The organism is Bacillus thuringiensis, from assembly GCF_001182785.1.
Taxonomy (GTDB): domain Bacteria; phylum Bacillota; class Bacilli; order Bacillales; family Bacillaceae_G; genus Bacillus_A; species Bacillus_A thuringiensis_S.
In genome coordinates, this window is sequence record NZ_CP012099.1 from 3,158,571 (window position 1) to 3,174,885 (window position 16,315).

Sequence of the window (16,315 nt, forward strand, 5' to 3'; positions counted from 1 at the left end):
TCGGAAAAGAAGTGCGAACTCCTTGCTCTATGTATCGATATGAAGAATAATTGATATCGAAAAACGAGGGAACGCTCAGCGCCCCCTCTCAAATCCAATCCGTTTTTTAATTTCCACTAAATTTATCTTCGCGATTTTTCTTGCTCGCTCAGCACCTTTTTCTAACGCTTCATATAATAAATTCGGCTCATTCATATACATAGTATATTTCTCACGAGGTCCAGCTAACTCACGGTCTACAACGCGAAATAACTCTTTTTTCACATCGCCCCATCCGATTCCAGTCTCATACTTTTCACGCATCGACTGTATTTCATCTTCCATCGCAAACTCTTTATATATCATAAATAATGTTTCTAATTCTTTCGGTTCATTTGGAAGTGAAGAATCTGTTTTGATTTTAAATATTAACTTTCGTAGTTTTTCTTTCTCTGCAAATAACGGGATTACATTCCCGTAACTTTTACTCATCTTTCTTCCATCAAGTCCTGGTAATATTGCTCCTTCTTCTTGCACTACATACTCCGGAAGTGTAAATGTCGTGCCGAATGTATGATTAAAATACGTCGCAATATCACGTGCAATTTCAATATGCTGAATTTGATCTTTCCCAACTGGTACATGAGTAACTTGAAATAGTAATATGTCAGCCGCCATTAAAATCGGATACGTATATAATCCCATATTCACTCCTGCATCTACCTCTAAACCCGCTTTTTTATTTTGCTCCACCTTCGCTTTATACGCATGAGCACGGTTCATAAGACCTTTCGGAGTTAGGCAAGCTAAAATCCAAGCTAATTCTAGAATCTCCGATACTTCTGTTTGCCGATAAAAAATAACATCTTCCCCAAGTCCAAGCGATAACCAAGTAGCTGCTACCTCTTTCGTATAACTGCTGAACTTTTCTGAATCATGCACAGCATTTAACGCATGATAATCCGCTATAAAATACAATGCTTTTCCTTCATTATTCTTTGACATTTGCAATGCAGGTTTAATCGCACCAATATAATTTCCTAAATGCGGATAACCTGTCGGCTTAATTCCTGTTAACATTATTTTTTCACTCACACTAACTCCTCCTTTCTCAAAATAAAAAGAGCCTCTCATCCTTAAAAAGGACGAGAAACTCCCGCGGTACCACCTTAATTAGCTATCATTATAGCTCACTTCAACTTCTTAACGTGAAGTAACCGTCTTTACCTACTCTTTTCAGTTAGAAGCTCCAGAGCCCATTCCATATTCATCCCTTACTGATTCCCACCACATATCAGCTCTCTGAAAAGTTTCGAATATGTACTCTTCTCTTTCATTGCTTTTTCGTTATTTTTTACAGTTTATCACATTTCACTTCCAAACAAACCCTAGTTTTCTATTTTATATAGCAGGAATTTCCACTTCAATTGTCTAATGTTATATAGGTTTGCAGAAATATTCGAAACAACTTTGGAGGTTTTTTCATGGTAAAATATATATCAATTTTAGGTTCAACAGGATCCATCGGCACATCTGCATTAGATGTCGTTTCAGCTCATCCTGAACATTTTAAAATCATCGGTTTAACCGCAAATTATAATATCGATCTTCTTGAGCAACAAATCAAAACGTTTCAACCTCGTATTGTAAGCGTTGCGACAAAAGACTTAGCAGACAAGCTTCGTACGCGTATTTCAGCAAATACAAAAATCACACACGGGACTGATGGCTTAATCGCAGTAGCTACTCACCCTGATTCAAATCTTGTATTAAGTTCTGTTGTCGGTGTTTCAGGATTACTCCCAACAATTGAAGCATTAAAAGCGAAGAAAGATATCGCTATTGCTAATAAAGAAACTTTGGTTGCAGCTGGACATATCGTAACTGAACTAGCGCAACAAAACGGATGTCGCTTAATTCCAGTAGATAGTGAGCATTCAGCTATTTTCCAATGTTTAAACGGCGAAAATAATAAAGAGATTGAGAAGTTAATTGTAACAGCTTCCGGTGGTGCTTTTCGTGATAAAACACGTGAAGAAATGCAAACATTACAAGCTAAGGACGCTTTAAAACATCCAAACTGGTTAATGGGTGCAAAACTAACGATTGATTCTGCCACATTAATGAATAAAGGCTTTGAAGTAATGGAAGCGAGATGGCTATTTGATATTCCGTATGAAAAAATTGATGTAATGATTCATAAAGAAAGTATCATTCATTCTTTAGTAGAATTTATTGATGGATCAGCTATGGCACAGCTCGGTGCTCCTGATATGAGAATGCCGATTCAATATGCGTTTCACTATCCTACTCGGCTACCTTCTTCCTATGAAAAATTAAATTTATTAGAAATCGGTAGTTTACATTTTGAAAAACCAGATTTAGAGAAGTTCCCTTGTCTACAATACGCATATGAATGTGGCAAAATCGGTGGTACTACTCCCGCTGTATTAAATGCAGCAAATGAAATTGCGAATGCACTATACTTAAAAAATGAAATTGCCTTTTTCGATATTGAAAAAACAATTTACAAAACAGTTGAAGCTCATCATAATGTAAAAGATCCTTCACTTGATGCTATATTGGAAGCGGATCAATGGGCGCGCCAATATGCAAATGAATTGTTAATAAAAAAGAGCTAAAACAGTTCCCACTGTTTTAGCTCTTTTTTCATGTATTCAACTTAACAAATCTATAACCGTGCGTAACTAACACTTTCAATATCGCATATCCTGGAATGGCTAAAATAATGCCCATAATCCCGAATAAGTTTCCGGCAGTTAAAATGATAAATATGATTGTAATCGGATGAATATCTAGCTTTTTCCCCATTACTTGCGGAGAAATAAACTTACCTTCTGCTAATTGTACAACCATCATAACGATGATTACTTTTAACACCATTGCTGGCGAGTTGATAAATGCGATAATTAACGCTGGTGTAATAGCGATAATTGGCCCTACGTACGGAACGATATTTACAATCATCGCTAAAATAGCAAGTAATACAGCATATTTAATACCGATAATAAGGTAACCGATTAATAACATAATACCGATAAACAAGCTCACGATAATCTGCCCTCTAATATACGAGCTAATCGCATAGTGCATATCATCTAGTATTCTCATTGCTGCTGGTTGTCTTTGTTCTGAAATGAACTTTAAGAAGTGCTTCGGCAATTGTTCGCCATCTTTTAAAAGATAGAACAATATAAATGGAACCATTACAAATGTTAAAACAACCTCTGTAACAGTACTCAAAAATCCAGTTACATTCCCAGTTACTGATGATAATGACTTTGTAAAATCAACTGTATATTCTTTTACCATATTCGCAACATTAATATTTAAATTCTCCTGAATTTTACCGAGTAAATTACTTTCCCCAAATCTACGTGCTGCTCGTTCAATCTCATGGCCGAAATACGGTAAGTTATCAATTAATGCATCAATTTGATCTTTAATAATAGGGATAACCGTTACAACTAAAAATACAAATAACCCTAGTACGATTAAATATATGGAAGCTATCGATACAATTCTTGAAACACCCTTCTTTTCTAAAAGCGAAACGAATGGATGCAAAATATAAAATAGTACGCCCGCTAATAGTACTGGGAAGAAAATTGTTTTTAAAAATACGATAAACGGTGTAAAAACAAATGATATTTTTGTTAGCAATAAAATATTAATGAACAATAACGCAAATCCAAGTAATACCGCCAAATAATTTTGTTCTCTAAAAAACTTTCTTAACTTATCTCTTTTTCTTATATTTATTTTCTCCAATGAAACCACCTCTTCGAATGATGAAAAGCCCTTATTCAGGGCTCTTCATCATAATCTATATCTCTATTTCCTTGCAGCTTTCACTACAAATGATACAATAAGAATTAACACGATTGCACCTAATAATGCTGGCACGACATGAATCCCACCAAATGATGGCCCAAAGGATCCAAATAATCTACCACCTAACGAAGCACCTAATAAACCTGCGATAATATTTCCGAACATACCACCTGGGAAATTTTTACCCGTTATAGAACTAGCAATTGCACCTATAATAGCACCAACTATTAATGTGATAATCCATCCCATTTTTAGTCCTCCATTTCTATTATAGTTTGTATGATTCAATACAAACATATGTATTTATCATTGCTAATCATATTTCACTATAGAAATATACTTACTACTATTTTACATATGGAGATACATATATTATATGCAAAAAAGAAAAATATTGTCAAACTCACCCATAAAGAAAATATATTAATATACCATATTTAAAGGAGGCTTCATTTTCTATGATTCTTAAGTTAAACTCCTGTTCTTTTGAAGTAGCAACATCCATTTTACAAGCTCAAATTCCAGCTTATAAAGTTGAAGCGGACTACTTAAATAGTACTGCCATACCTCGTTTATATGATACTGTAAACGATATTCAAAGTTGCGCTGAAACATTCTATGGATATTTTTCTGAAAATAAACTTGTCGGTTTTATTTCTTTTGTACAAGAAGAAAAACTAATCGATATCCACAGGTTAGTTGTATCGCCCGATTCTTTTCAAAAAGGAATCGCAACGAAACTCCTAATTTATATATTTAACATGTTCCCTTCTTCAATGACATACATTGTACAAACGGGTAAAGCGAATACCCCTGCTATTAATTTATATAAAAAACACGGATTCATTACAGTATCAGATACAATACTTCCTGACGGTATGATTCTTACGCAACTCAAAAAGACAGAAAACACAAAATAATTTGACTTGTTCACTCCTTTATGTTATTTTTTACTTTATAAAACCTTTTGCTGAGTCCAAATTTTGGAGCGGGGGAACCAATTTTGTAGCTATGCTACTTGGGGCGAATCTTTTTTAAGTAGGGAAACTCTCACTTCCCGAGTCCGACAGCTAACCTCGTAAGCGTAATGGGAGAGGAAGGTGCTTTTTGCCTATGTTACACATTTTGCCTCCTTAATTATAAATATGGGATCGATATCAAATAGTCACCTATATTTATAGAAAAGGAGAATGTATTATGTTACGTTTATCTGATCATGCAATAAAAATGATGGAGCAAAGACTTCGATTAGAACAACATCGCACATATCAAGCAAATAAAGTTGTAGATAACTTACATCACAAATACTTCTTTCAACATATTTTTCAGCCGAAAAGATAAAGAAAATGTTTATTTAATATTAAAAAACACAAGGTGTGTCTTACAAAGACATTTCTTGTGTTTTTTATATTCTTTATAAAATTCTCACTACATTTAAACTTGCCGTAATTGCACCTGCTATAGTGGTCACATGCCCTACACCTAACGGGCCATTTTGTAATATTAATGTTGAATTAGCACTCGTTACATTCACAAGAAGTGTATTTGAAATGGCTGGTTCGATTACTACAGTTGATGTCGTTACGTTTTGTATAAAACTCCCTGTTAGTTGCGTTCCATTTAATAGCAATCTAACAGATACTGTCTCATTCCCCCCATTTGCATCCCCTTGAAAATAGTAGCTTACTAAATATATTCCTGGCGTCGCTACTGTGACTGTCGTAGCACTAGTTAAAGATACACCAGTGCCATATACAGTGGACCCTGAATTAATTGGAATGTTGGCATTTGCAGCAATTGTACTTGTTGATGTAGAAAAGAAATATCCGCCACCTGTCGATATAGCAGATGATCCGGTTGCTCCTGTCAAGCCAGTTGGACCCGTGGCACCTGTTGGACCCGTTTCCCCCGTTCCCCCTGTTGCTCCAGTGATTCCTTGTATGCCTTGTATTCCGGTCGGTCCAGTTGCACCAGTCGCTCCCGTCTGGCCGGTTGCTCCCGTTGGACCGGTTGGGCCGGCCTGACCGGTTATTCCTTGTAGACCTTGAGGGCCGGTTGGACCAGTTGGCCTTGGGGACCTTGCACTCCTTGTATCCCCTGAATTCCTTGGAGACCCGTTGGACCGATAATTCCTTGCACTCCTTGGACTCCTTGCACTCCTTGCGCTCCTGTTGGACCCGTTATTCCTTGTAATCCTTGAGGACCTTGCAAACCAATAGCTCCAGTCGGTCCTATTATTCCCTGCACTCCTTGAGGACCTTGTGCACCTTGTGTGCCTGTCAATCCGGTAGTCCCTTGTATCCCTTGAACCCCTTGAGGACCTTGTATTCCAGCTGCTCCTGTTTCTCCTTGTATCCCTTGAACTCCTTGTATACCTTGTGCTCCAGCAGGACCAGTTGCTCCTCGGATTCCTTGTGCACCTTGAGCTCCTTCCGCTCCTGTAACACCAGCTAGACCAGCTACGCCTTGTATTCCCACCATTCCTTGTGCACCAGTTGGACCTATTACACCTTGAATACCTTGAATACCTTTAGGACCTTCTGCACCAGTTGGACCAGTTACTCCCAGCGGACCTTGTATTCCTTGAGAACCTTCTGCACCAGTTGAACCTGTTATACCTTGGTTACCTTGAGGACCTTGTGCACCTTGTACTCCAACTGCTCCAACTACACCTTGAGCTCCTTGTGCGCCTCTTACACCTTGAGAACCTGTTGGACCTGTTATACCTTGCACTCCTTGCGCTCCAATTGGTCCTATCCCTCCGCTTACACCTATTGAACCAGTCGCTCCTGTTGGACCCGTTGGACCTCCTGGTGGACCGGGTGGACCTGATGGACCAGTCACTCCACTAGATGGACCAATTGGACCGGTTGTTCCCATCGGACCGCCCGGTGGTCCTTCTGAGCCTTGAATACCAATACTACCCGTAGCTCCTGTTATACCTCTTATTCCCTTTATCCCTTGAAAACCTGTTGTTCCCGTTATACCTTGTATTCCTTGCGCACCTTGTGGGCCTTGTAAACCTATTGCACCTGTTATCCCCTTTATTCCACTTATACCTTGGGCACCTTGCATTCCAGTAGAACCAGTTGGCCCCACTTCACCTTGTATTCCTTGAGCTCCTTGTGGGCCTTCCTCTCCAGTAATTCCTTGTATCCCTTGGAGGCCGTCTTCTCCTTGTATACCAGTAGCCCCTTGCTCCCCTTGTATTCCTTGAACACCTTGAGGACCTTGGGGGCCAGTTACACCTGAGACTCCAGTTTCGCCTCTCTCTCCCTGCATTCCTTGTGCTCCCGTTTGTCCCCGCTCACCTATTTCCCCTTGTATTCCTTGTGTGCCTTGTATACCTTGACTACCAACAGGACCCGTAGCTCCTTGTATTCCTTCTAATCCTTGTACTCCAATATCACCAATTGGACCTTGGTTTCCGATTAATCCTTGAGCACCTTGGAGACCAGTTGAGCCAGTTATACCTTGCTCTCCTGTATCACCAATAGCTCCTTGTATTCCTTGTGCTCCTGTTGTCCCTCGGGGACCTTGTATCCCCCTGATACCTTGAGGACCTTGGGGCCCAGTTGCTCCCGTCGGTCCAGTCACCCCTGTAGGACCAACAGGACCTTCATGCCCTCCAGTTGGACCGATTGGACCACTATTACCTGTCGGACCAGTTGCTCCTATAAGCGGAAGAGGCAGTGCCACTCCGAATTTTTTGCAATTTCTATGATGACGCACAACAATCCCCCTCCCCAAAAATAATTACACTTTTTATATGAAATGCATTTTTATAACAAAAGTACACATTTAACCTCAATTTTATTAAAATAAAGAAGCCTATCATTTTTTTGAAATGATAGGCTTCTTTTATAAAAACAGTTTACTTTCTAGCTTTCATAATAAAAGTAGTCGGCACCATTCTAGCTTTATATAAAGAATAATATTTCGTAGACGGCTCAGCTAGTTCTTCATTAAAAAAGCTCGATGGTTCAGGCTCTTCTATTCTCTCAATTTTAAATCCTGCTCTATTTAACTCATTTATGTATGTACTTATTTTTCTCTTATATAATGTCGCTTGTACATTTTCTCCTTTAAATGTTTCAAACGTAATAGGAGTTTCTTCGTGATAAGAAGAATGTAAAACAATCTTCTCTGTTCCGTACAGCAAGTTTGAATATATTGGATGCTCCCAGCTAAAAATAAAGCTTCCTCCTGGTTTTAAATATGAATAAATAAGTTCTAATGTTTTTTCTAAATTTGAAGTCCAACCTAATGCATAGATGGAATAGACAATATCAAAATACTCTTTTGGAATTTTTGTCTCTTCTTCCATTGCCCCACAGACTAACTTTGGATTCCAATCCTTTAACGTTTTATTCGCTATTTCAATTTGTGCACTCGAAAGATCAAGCCCCCATAATTCCTCTGCCCCTTGTTCCGCTATATATTGCAACGAATGTCCACTTCCACACCCAATATCAAGAACTTTTTTATTTCTAATTGAATCGAACAAATGAATTTCATCTTCAGACGCTGTATATGGGCCATATTTCGGTAAACAATCCACTTGAAAGAAATAAGGTGCAACTGTATCCCAACACTTTTTATTTAATGCTAACATTTGCGTACCTTTCATATTCTACATTCCCCCATCCAATTTTCTTTCCCTAATATAAATTAGACATTATAACCCGATCTCCCTTTTCTCTTTGCTCGGTAGTTTTTCACTTTTGCAATCGTACCGCACGCTCTTCCTCCTTCTTCTCCAGCGTACATACCGCACCATCTTTTACTTCCATTTCGTGAATTGTCATAAAATACCCAGCGGCAATCTGGACATGCTTTTAACCTCCCCCATAAATTTTCTTGAACTGCTATTAAAACAATGCTTAATACTTTTGTATATACAGTTTCTTCGTGTATTGGTTCATACGTAATACCTTTCATATCTTCCATTACATGTACATGAAATGGATATTTCTCTAACCACTTTTGCAATGATCCTTCACCTTGAATTGCCGCCCGAATATCTTCTCGAAAACTTTTTAATTCTTCTATCGTATGAAATGGAAACTCTTCATGAAAATATTCTTTCATAAAAAGCTTTATATCCTCTTCTGTTTGTAGCAAGTCAATTGGCTCTCTCGTATCGTTTGGTATTTTCCATGTATTTAAAAATTCCCGAATATATTCTAGTTCATTTGGTGCATTTTGATTCAATTCCATCCACCTTCTTCTTAAAATTTACTTTTTTCTGACTTTATGTATAATTATAATATAAAATAGTTAACCGTTAAATCATTTTACCGGTTACAATATTAGGAGGAGTTCTATGAAAAGTTTCCCAATACCGATACGTTTCATGCTTATTTCTTCATTTTTTATGTCTTTTGGGTATTTTGCGGTATACGCATTTTTAGCTATTTACCTATTAACCTTTCTTCATTTTTCAACTTTGCAAGTAGGGACAGTGTTAACGGTTATGATAATTACATCACGCGTTATCCCTTTATTCTCAGGATTAATCGCTGACAAAATAGGATATATCATTATGATGATAGCTGGATTATTTTTAAGAGGAATTGGATTTATCGCTTTAGGAATATGCTCTGATTTCTATACCATTTCTATTTCTTCTGCACTTATCGGCTTTGGAACTGCATTTTATGAGCCTGCTGCGCGCGCCATATTCGGCTCACAACCAGCTCATACAAGAAAAAAATTATTTATATATTTAAATCTTAGTTTTAATTGCGGTGCAATAATTGGACCAATTGCCGGAGGGTTCTTACTCTTACTCGATCCAATCTACGCTTTTTCTCTAACAGGATCTCTTATGCTGTTATTCGCTTTTATCTTTTACTTACTTAAAAATCACTTCCAAGTCACTACTGAAAACACGTCTATTACATTAGGAATACAGGCCATCTTACAAAACAAGTCTTTCCTTCTGTTTTCCTTTATCATGATTTTCTTCTACATTATGTTTACTCAGCTTACTGTCGCACTTCCACTTCATATGAAAAACATTAGTAATAGCAATCAACTTGCTACACTCGTTATTACGATAAATGCGATAACAGGCGTCATATTTATGGTATTATTCCGAAAATTATTCCACAAATACAACACACTTTCGATTATTAAATACGGTGTTTTATTAATGAGTATTTCCTTTTTACTCATTCCTTTATTTCAACACCCATATTGGCTCTTTATTTGTGTAATTTTATTTACAATCGGTGAAACGCTCGTATTACCTAACGCTGATATCGCTATTGCAAATTACAGTAATGAATCATATACAGCCACTTTCTTCGGATTTTATCAACTATCACTCGCATTTGGCTTTATCATCGGTAATTATACCGGTACATCTTTTACAGCCAACTTAAGCGGAATGTATACACCATGGCTTATTTTCGGTGGAATAGGACTTATTGGTTTTATTTCATTACATATTTTAAATATGAAAAAGGATTTCCTAAAGAAGATATATGCCTACTGTAAAAATACTAATTTACGGCAATAAGTAAACTTTCATTCTCCCTTAAATTGGATATACATCCTGTTTCATTTTACATATTATGGTACAATCAAGAGGGTATTAACTAAACATTTACGCTCCACACTAGTAATCTAGCAATACCAAAATCAAAAATCACATGGAATTGAGGGATGTTATGAAACAGAAATTAGCTGTTCTTCTATTCACTGGAATCATATTATCAGGATGTTCAACTATAGCAGAGAATTCTTTAGAAAGCGGGAAAGGCAGTATGGAATTATTAACACCAACGATTACAGCAAAAGACAATGAATTAGAAATTAAAACTAAAGGCATTGATGAAAATAAAGTAACTTTTATTTATGTTGCTAATAAAAAAGTGTTGGAACAAAAACTAAAAAATGGTGAATCCTACAAACTTAACATTAAAGATATCGAACACGCTCATAGGACGGACTACAAACCAAAAGTTCAACTTTTACAAACGAAAGACGATGATGATGATGGAGAAATAGTAACCTTCAAACAAGTTAGATATACAGTTAAAAACTGATTTTAAAGTTGTTTCATTATAAATGTAACAAACGAAAATATACTTTTAACAGTAGATAAATGTAGGGGGTGCTAACATGAAAAAACGATGGATTTCTTGGTGGATTGGTAACATATTTTGGATTATCATTTTTGGAATATGGGCAGCTATTATTTGGCTACGAGATGTTGATGGTGCTGGTGTTACTCAAACACCCGAAATTAAATCAATATCACTTATCGTTTTATTAATCGCGTTTATTATACCGGTATTTATTCAAGTTGTATGGCTAATCATTAATTTGAGAATGAGTAAAAAAAAATAATTATACGATTTAGTTTTTTTAATTAATAGATGAATATTTCCCATAAAAAAAGAGAGGAATCCACATCAAAATAGATTCCTCTCTTTTACAATTGGACTTATACTGCGCTTTTAATACAGCACTACTCCTCTTTTTTACGATGCATGTTCATCTTTCTTCTTCATTAACGCTCTCTTCTTCATCGCCTTCGTTAAATATCCACCTTTAAACGAGCGAATTTCATACGAAGACATAAACGCTTTCGGTGCAATTTCATTAATGATTTCTAAAAGCTCTTTCTCTCTAGAACGCTTTGCGACGATATCTAAGCGATAACGTACAGAATTAATTCCTTCACCTTCAAATACTGTAACACCAAATCCAGAATGGCGTAATTCATCTACTAATTCATTACAACGGTCTAGCAAACTAACTTGATACGTAATATAACCAATTGCTAATTTATTCTCTATATAACCGCCTAATAACAGTCCCGTACTAAAGCCAATGACATAGGCAACGATGTTCATCCAATTTGATAAATCTTGAAACACAATACCTAAACTGACAATGTAAATAGCTCCTTCTAACAATCCTACGCCAGCAGCGGATCTTGTTTGATTCTTTACAAGCAAAATCGTACGGATTGTTAATATTGGAACGTAAATAATTTGAAGCACAAAAATAAGTAGCGCTTGTAACATTGGTATCCACCTCTTTCAAAAAGTCTTTTGTCATAATAACATACATAAGCTTTAGAAATCGATGGGTTTTTTAAAATTTTTTTATTATTTTTCATACTATTGAAAAACGCAAAAAAGAAGCGTATTATATTTGTCGTTAATTTGATTACTTGTATAATATCGCTAAACTAAAAAAGGAACCCGATTAGGTCCCTTTCATCATAGCTCTATGTTTTTCGAAGCATTTTCCCTTTGCTTCTCTTCTTCTTTCACTAACTGCATATTTGCATAAACTAAATTTGCAATCATTAAAAAGTGACCACCTAAAATCCCTGTACCGAATGCCCACATTTCCATTTCATGCTCAATTTCATACATGATGATAGCTCCTAAAATAGCAGCTGCAAATCGGTTTAAAACTCCTAATCCAGGAGCCTTTTCCTTCATTACAATACTTTTTCCAAGCTTCTCCACTCTGCGAGCTAATAACCAAAGACAATAGGCACTTACTGCTAATCCAATACCAAACCCTGTCACTTGTTTTCCAAACGGAGTAATCGTCCACATAAGTAGTAAACCACTAAAGATCACATACAATTGTAATCGATATACACGTAAGGCTTCTTGAATCAAAATATCCGCTCCTAAGTTCTCATTTTTTGTACTTTAGAAGAAAAGCAGCAACTTACACAGTTGCTGCTTTCTCTTCTTCTTGTTCTTGTTCCATCTTACGAATTTCAACACGTTTAATTTGGTAAGCGTCTTTTTCTAACACTTTAAATTCATAACCTTCCGCCTCAACGTGTTGTCCTTCTTCGATTTCATGATTTTGCATCATAATCCATCCACCGATTGTATCCACATCATCTTCTTCGATGTGTAATCCAAATAAATCTTTCACTTCTGAGATAAGCACTTTCCCATCAACAATAATATGTTGCTCGTTCACATGTTGAATTGGTGGTGCTTCATCTTCATCATATTCGTCACGAATTTCGCCGACGATTTCCTCCAAGATATCTTCAAGCGTTACAATTCCAGCTGTTCCTCCGTACTCATCATATAAAACAGCCATCGGAATTCGCTTCTTCTGCATTTGAAGTAATAAATCGTGAATTGGAGTCGTTTCCATCACTTCAATAATCGGACGCATATACGAGCGGATAGATGATAAATCTTTTTGATCCTCGGTCATATATCGAATAAAGAAATCTTTTACGTTGACCATACCGATAATATCATCTTTATCTTCTCCAAAAATCGGATAACGTGTGTATCGCTCATTTTGGATTACTTTCATGTGTTCTTCTACTGAATCTTCCAGGTAGAAACCAATGATTTCTGTTCGCGGTACCATAATCTCTTTTGCAATACGATTATCAAATTCAAAAATGTTATTTACGTACTTGTATTCAGCTTGATTAATTTCGCCACTTTCATAGCTATCTGAAAGGATAAGACGTAATTCTTCTTCTGTATGAGCTACTTCATGTTCTGAAGCTGGCTTTAAACCAAATAAACCAGTTATCACACGAGCTGAACCGTTCAATACCCAAATAAATGGATACATTACTTTATAGAACATCATTAATGGACCTGCCAATAATAACGTTACCCTTTCAGCCTTTTGAATTGCCATCGTTTTTGGAGCTAATTCTCCTACTACAACGTGTAAATACGTCATAATCATAAAAGCAAGACCAAATGTTAATACTGATGAAATAGAAGGATTTAAGTTCCATTTCTCAAATAACGGGTGTAATAACTTTTCAATTGTCGGTTCACCTAACCAACCTAATCCCATAGCTGTAACTGTAATACCTAATTGACAAGCAGATAAATATTCATCTAAATTTGTTGTTACCTTTTTCGCTGCTAAAGCACCGCGTTTTCCTTCCGCAACAAGCTGATCGATACGGCTTGAACGTATCTTTACAATCGCAAACTCTGCTGCTACGAAAAATCCAGTAAATGCGATTAAAATCGCAACCATGACTAAATTAAATATTTCCAATGAATCCCCTTAGTTAAAAAACTAAGGTGTCCACCTCCTGTATACTATAATGTTTTCTTATTTGTTTGTTAGAAAACATAGCCCGATACAAAAATTAAAGAGGTCGGATTTCACCTATTCTATAATAATAGAGCAAGTGTCTGTATTAAAGCTGTCGTTTGACCTGATAAAGATTTCGATATTTTTTCACGTTGTGAATCAGTCAATTCATCTAAAAGCGGCTTTAACTCTGTAAGCTCCACTTCTAATCGATGAATATGGTCTGTCACTTCATTCACTTGTTTCGAAACGTGTTCATTGATACCGAGCAGCTTCTTCTTCTCCTCGATTTTCTCTTTAATCTCACAAAGCGGCATATGCATTTCTTTGCACTTCTCAATAAATTGTAATGTCTCAAATGCTGTTTCGTCGTAATAGCGATAATTAGATTGAGATCGCTCCGCTTTTAAGATACCTAGATTCGTATAATAATCAATCGTTCGTTTCGACACGTGAGCCATGAGAGCCAACTGTCCGATTCGATACACCTTCCCAACGATCTTCCCCCCTTGTTTATATTACTTACATCATACAACACATAAACTGTACAGTCAAACGTGACGGTTTATTATTCACAATTTATACATAATTCCAATCTCCAGCTATTATTATTCAATACGAGTAATCTACACTCATACAATAAAATCACTAAACTATTACCTAATCACTACATTGTCTGCCACTTTTAACCTTTCTTATTTAAATGCATATCCTACTAATAATGATTGCTTGTATTGGAGGGAATTAATATGAAAAAGACAATCATTTCTCATTTTTATAATGAAGAATACCTACTTCCATGGTGGCTTATGCATCACACGAAAATATTCGATCACGGCATTTTAATTAATAGAGGGTCTACAGATCGTTCCGTAGAGATTTGTAAACTATTAGCACCCCACTGGGAAATACGAAATTCCAGATTTCTTGAGTTTGATCCAACTAATACTGATATTGAAGTGATGGAAATTGAAAGAGAAGTTTCAGGTTGGAAAATCGTTTTAAATACTACTGAATTCTTTTGTTGTAATAATACTGAAGAATTTTTTTCATCTCTTCATACACTAGGCCAAAACATGTATGCGATTAGAATGATTTTAATGATAGATAATCATAATTATAATTATTCAAAGCCTAGATATTCTATCCCCTTAGTAGAACAGCGATACCACGGTGTCTTCCCTTATAACCCAAATCTCGGATGTTCTTGGAGATTTATTCACAATCATCTAGACGGTGCATATTTACCTGGTAGACATCATTCGCGGCATGGATATATAATTTATGACTATCCTTCATTTATTTTAAAATTTTATTTTAGCCCTTGGAATGAACAATCAAAGGCAAGAAAATTACAAATTACGCCTACCCTTTCAAAGAGGGGTGTTCAAATGGGGCTTCAAACACATTACGGTCAATCTCCTGAAGTACTGGACATACGTTTTTTAGAGCTGAGTAACCTAACACAAGACCTACGTAATAACCCCGAATACCAAGAATTATTTCCAAAATTCAAACCGTAATATTTTCTGTATTGTCATCACCTCAAACAATTTCATTCACTTAATCAAAAACAATCTCATTTGCATAAAACATGAATACTGTATAAATAATAAATTTTTATTTTAGGAGGAAAAAATGAAAGCTGTTATTCTTGCTGGTGGGTACGGTACAAGAATTGGGGAAGAAACACATTTAAAACCGAAACCTATGATTGAAATTGGAACAAAACCCATTCTATGGCACATTATGAGTTTGTATAGTCATTACGGGATTACTGAGTTTATTATTTGCTTAGGCTATAAAGGATATGCAATTAAAGAGTTCTTTCTAAACTACAACTTACACATGTCTGATTTCACAATACATTTAAGCGATAATACAATTACTAGCCATTCACACCCTATCGAACCATGGAAAGTTACACTAATCGATACTGGTGTAAATACCGAAACGGGTGGCCGAGTGAAAAAGATTCAAAATTATGTCGGAGACGAACCTTTCTACCTCACTTATGGTGATGGATTAAGTAATGTAAATATAAAAGAACTTATTACATTTCATAAACAACATGGGAAAATGGCTACTGTTACTGCCGTACAACCTCCTGGTAGATTTGGTTCTCTCATATTAGATAAACAGTCTGTAACATCTTTTCAAGAAAAACCATTAGGTGATGGCGGATGGGTTAACGGTGGATTTTTCGTTTTAAATCCTGAAGTTTTCAATTACATTAGTGGAGATAAGTCTGTTTTTGAAACAGACACTTTAGTTCAGTTAGTAAACAAAAATGAATTGGCCGCATATCAACATTCTGGTTTTTGGCATCCGATGGATACATTGCGCGATAAAAATAAATTAGTCGAGCTATGGGAAAGTAATAACGCTCCGTGGAAGGTTTGGTAAT

At 36.2% G+C, this 16,315-nt stretch carries 16 protein-coding genes, 2 pseudogenes, 1 riboswitch and 1 other annotated feature; of the genes and pseudogenes, 8 read left to right on the plus strand and 10 right to left on the minus strand.

Features of this window, described 5'->3' with window-relative positions; translation table 11 throughout:
* Positions 1 to 75: 75 nt before the first annotated feature.
* The gene (locus AC241_RS16290; protein ID WP_050844279.1) at positions 76 to 1,074 is read right to left on the minus strand and encodes a tryptophan--tRNA ligase; all 999 of its coding nucleotides are present in this window, start codon (positions 1,072 to 1,074) and stop codon (positions 76 to 78) included.
* 43 nt (positions 1,075 to 1,117) lie between these two features.
* Positions 1,118 to 1,325 (minus strand) — a binding site (T-box leader).
* A gap of 138 nt (positions 1,326 to 1,463) precedes the next feature.
* On the opposite strand from AC241_RS16290, the gene AC241_RS16295 reads away from it, so the two are divergent.
* Positions 1,464 to 2,621 (plus strand): 1-deoxy-D-xylulose-5-phosphate reductoisomerase, encoded by a 1,158-nt coding sequence (locus AC241_RS16295; RefSeq protein ID WP_050844281.1) that lies wholly within the window; start codon positions 1,464 to 1,466, stop codon positions 2,619 to 2,621.
* Positions 2,622 to 2,649: 28 nt separating this feature from the next.
* Here the strand turns inward: AC241_RS16295 and AC241_RS16300 are convergent, their stop codons facing one another.
* On the minus strand, positions 2,650 to 3,771 hold the full coding sequence (locus AC241_RS16300) for an AI-2E family transporter (protein ID WP_050844282.1): 1,122 nt from the start codon (positions 3,769 to 3,771) through the stop codon (positions 2,650 to 2,652).
* 63 nt (positions 3,772 to 3,834) lie between these two features.
* The gene (locus AC241_RS16305) at positions 3,835 to 4,083 is read right to left on the minus strand and encodes a GlsB/YeaQ/YmgE family stress response membrane protein (protein WP_000539733.1); all 249 of its coding nucleotides are present in this window, start codon (positions 4,081 to 4,083) and stop codon (positions 3,835 to 3,837) included.
* Positions 4,084 to 4,292: 209 nt separating this feature from the next.
* Between AC241_RS16305 and AC241_RS16310 the strand changes: the two genes are divergently transcribed.
* Together AC241_RS16310 and AC241_RS34835 are read left to right on the plus strand one after the other, a co-directional pair.
* Positions 4,293 to 4,754: a GNAT family N-acetyltransferase gene (locus tag AC241_RS16310; protein ID WP_050844284.1), complete on the plus strand. Its 462-nt coding sequence runs from the start codon at positions 4,293 to 4,295 to the stop codon at positions 4,752 to 4,754.
* 38 nt (positions 4,755 to 4,792) lie between these two features.
* Positions 4,793 to 4,935, plus strand: a riboswitch (cyclic di-AMP (ydaO/yuaA leader).
* Between the two features lie 96 nt (positions 4,936 to 5,031).
* Complete coding sequence (locus AC241_RS34835) at positions 5,032 to 5,175, plus strand: hypothetical protein (protein WP_000945246.1); 144 nt, start codon at positions 5,032 to 5,034, stop codon at positions 5,173 to 5,175.
* Positions 5,176 to 5,248: 73 nt separating this feature from the next.
* On the opposite strand, the pseudogene AC241_RS16320 reads toward AC241_RS34835, so the two are convergent.
* The 3 genes and pseudogenes from AC241_RS16320 to AC241_RS16330 all read right to left on the minus strand — a co-directional run bounded on the left by AC241_RS16320 (position 5,249) and on the right by AC241_RS16330 (position 9,048).
* Positions 5,249 to 7,566: pseudogene (locus AC241_RS16320) on the minus strand (collagen-like protein).
* A gap of 142 nt (positions 7,567 to 7,708) precedes the next feature.
* A complete protein-coding gene (locus AC241_RS16325) occupies positions 7,709 to 8,464 on the minus strand; it encodes a class I SAM-dependent methyltransferase (RefSeq protein ID WP_050844286.1) in 756 nt (251 codons plus the stop codon).
* Positions 8,465 to 8,505: 41 nt separating this feature from the next.
* Positions 8,506 to 9,048 carry a CGNR zinc finger domain-containing protein gene (locus AC241_RS16330; RefSeq protein ID WP_043936683.1) on the minus strand — a complete coding sequence of 181 codons (543 nt, stop codon included), beginning with the start codon at positions 9,046 to 9,048 and terminating at the stop codon, positions 8,506 to 8,508.
* 112 nt (positions 9,049 to 9,160) lie between these two features.
* On the opposite strand from AC241_RS16330, the gene AC241_RS16335 reads away from it, so the two are divergent.
* From AC241_RS16335 to AC241_RS16345, 3 genes and pseudogenes are all read left to right on the plus strand, one after another.
* The gene (locus AC241_RS16335; RefSeq protein WP_043936684.1) at positions 9,161 to 10,360 is read left to right on the plus strand and encodes an MDR family MFS transporter; all 1,200 of its coding nucleotides are present in this window, start codon (positions 9,161 to 9,163) and stop codon (positions 10,358 to 10,360) included.
* A gap of 133 nt (positions 10,361 to 10,493) precedes the next feature.
* Entirely contained in the window at positions 10,494 to 10,889 is a 396-nt protein-coding gene (locus AC241_RS16340; RefSeq protein WP_002041528.1) for a hypothetical protein, read from the plus strand.
* 76 nt (positions 10,890 to 10,965) lie between these two features.
* Positions 10,966 to 11,206, plus strand: a pseudogene (locus AC241_RS16345) (DUF3923 family protein).
* A gap of 121 nt (positions 11,207 to 11,327) precedes the next feature.
* On the opposite strand, the gene AC241_RS16350 reads toward AC241_RS16345, so the two are convergent.
* The 4 genes from AC241_RS16350 to AC241_RS16365 all read right to left on the minus strand — a co-directional run bounded on the left by AC241_RS16350 (position 11,328) and on the right by AC241_RS16365 (position 14,396).
* Positions 11,328 to 11,876 carry a DUF2179 domain-containing protein gene (locus AC241_RS16350; RefSeq protein WP_016080887.1) on the minus strand — a complete coding sequence of 183 codons (549 nt, stop codon included), beginning with the start codon at positions 11,874 to 11,876 and terminating at the stop codon, positions 11,328 to 11,330.
* A 198-nt stretch (positions 11,877 to 12,074) separates the two neighbouring features.
* Positions 12,075 to 12,488: an ATP synthase subunit I gene (locus tag AC241_RS16355; RefSeq protein ID WP_050844288.1), complete on the minus strand. Its 414-nt coding sequence runs from the start codon at positions 12,486 to 12,488 to the stop codon at positions 12,075 to 12,077.
* 52 nt (positions 12,489 to 12,540) lie between these two features.
* Positions 12,541 to 13,869 carry a hemolysin family protein gene (locus AC241_RS16360; protein WP_000402255.1) on the minus strand — a complete coding sequence of 443 codons (1,329 nt, stop codon included), beginning with the start codon at positions 13,867 to 13,869 and terminating at the stop codon, positions 12,541 to 12,543.
* A gap of 119 nt (positions 13,870 to 13,988) precedes the next feature.
* Positions 13,989 to 14,396, minus strand: a complete 408-nt coding sequence (locus AC241_RS16365) for a MerR family transcriptional regulator (RefSeq protein WP_000285639.1) — start codon at positions 14,394 to 14,396, stop codon at positions 13,989 to 13,991.
* 261 nt (positions 14,397 to 14,657) lie between these two features.
* Between AC241_RS16365 and AC241_RS16370 the strand changes: the two genes are divergently transcribed.
* Both AC241_RS16370 and rfbF read left to right on the plus strand, forming a co-directional pair.
* Positions 14,658 to 15,431 (plus strand): glycosyltransferase family 2 protein, encoded by a 774-nt coding sequence (locus AC241_RS16370; RefSeq protein ID WP_050844290.1) that lies wholly within the window; start codon positions 14,658 to 14,660, stop codon positions 15,429 to 15,431.
* A 115-nt stretch (positions 15,432 to 15,546) separates the two neighbouring features.
* On the plus strand, positions 15,547 to 16,314 hold the full coding sequence (rfbF, locus tag AC241_RS16375; RefSeq protein ID WP_050844292.1) for a glucose-1-phosphate cytidylyltransferase: 768 nt from the start codon (positions 15,547 to 15,549) through the stop codon (positions 16,312 to 16,314).
* The last annotated feature ends 1 nt before the right edge of the window (position 16,315 follow it).

Coding starts and splice junctions, on each gene's coding strand:
- AC241_RS16340 (WP_002041528.1), top strand. CDS start 10,494: ATGGAATTGAGGGATGTTATGAAACAGAAATTAGCTGTTCTTCTATTC.
- AC241_RS34835 (WP_000945246.1), top strand. CDS start 5,032: ATGTTACGTTTATCTGATCATGCAATAAAAATGATGGAGCAAAGACTT.
- AC241_RS16325 (WP_050844286.1), bottom strand. CDS start 8,464: ATGAAAGGTACGCAAATGTTAGCATTAAATAAAAAGTGTTGGGATACA.
- AC241_RS16370 (WP_050844290.1), top strand. CDS start 14,658: ATGAAAAAGACAATCATTTCTCATTTTTATAATGAAGAATACCTACTT.
- AC241_RS16350 (WP_016080887.1), bottom strand. CDS start 11,876: ATGTTACAAGCGCTACTTATTTTTGTGCTTCAAATTATTTACGTTCCA.
- AC241_RS16305 (WP_000539733.1), bottom strand. CDS start 4,083: ATGGGATGGATTATCACATTAATAGTTGGTGCTATTATAGGTGCAATT.
- AC241_RS16335 (WP_043936684.1), top strand. CDS start 9,161: ATGAAAAGTTTCCCAATACCGATACGTTTCATGCTTATTTCTTCATTT.
- rfbF (WP_050844292.1), top strand. CDS start 15,547: ATGAAAGCTGTTATTCTTGCTGGTGGGTACGGTACAAGAATTGGGGAA.
- AC241_RS16310 (WP_050844284.1), top strand. CDS start 4,293: ATGATTCTTAAGTTAAACTCCTGTTCTTTTGAAGTAGCAACATCCATT.
- AC241_RS16295 (WP_050844281.1), top strand. CDS start 1,464: ATGGTAAAATATATATCAATTTTAGGTTCAACAGGATCCATCGGCACA.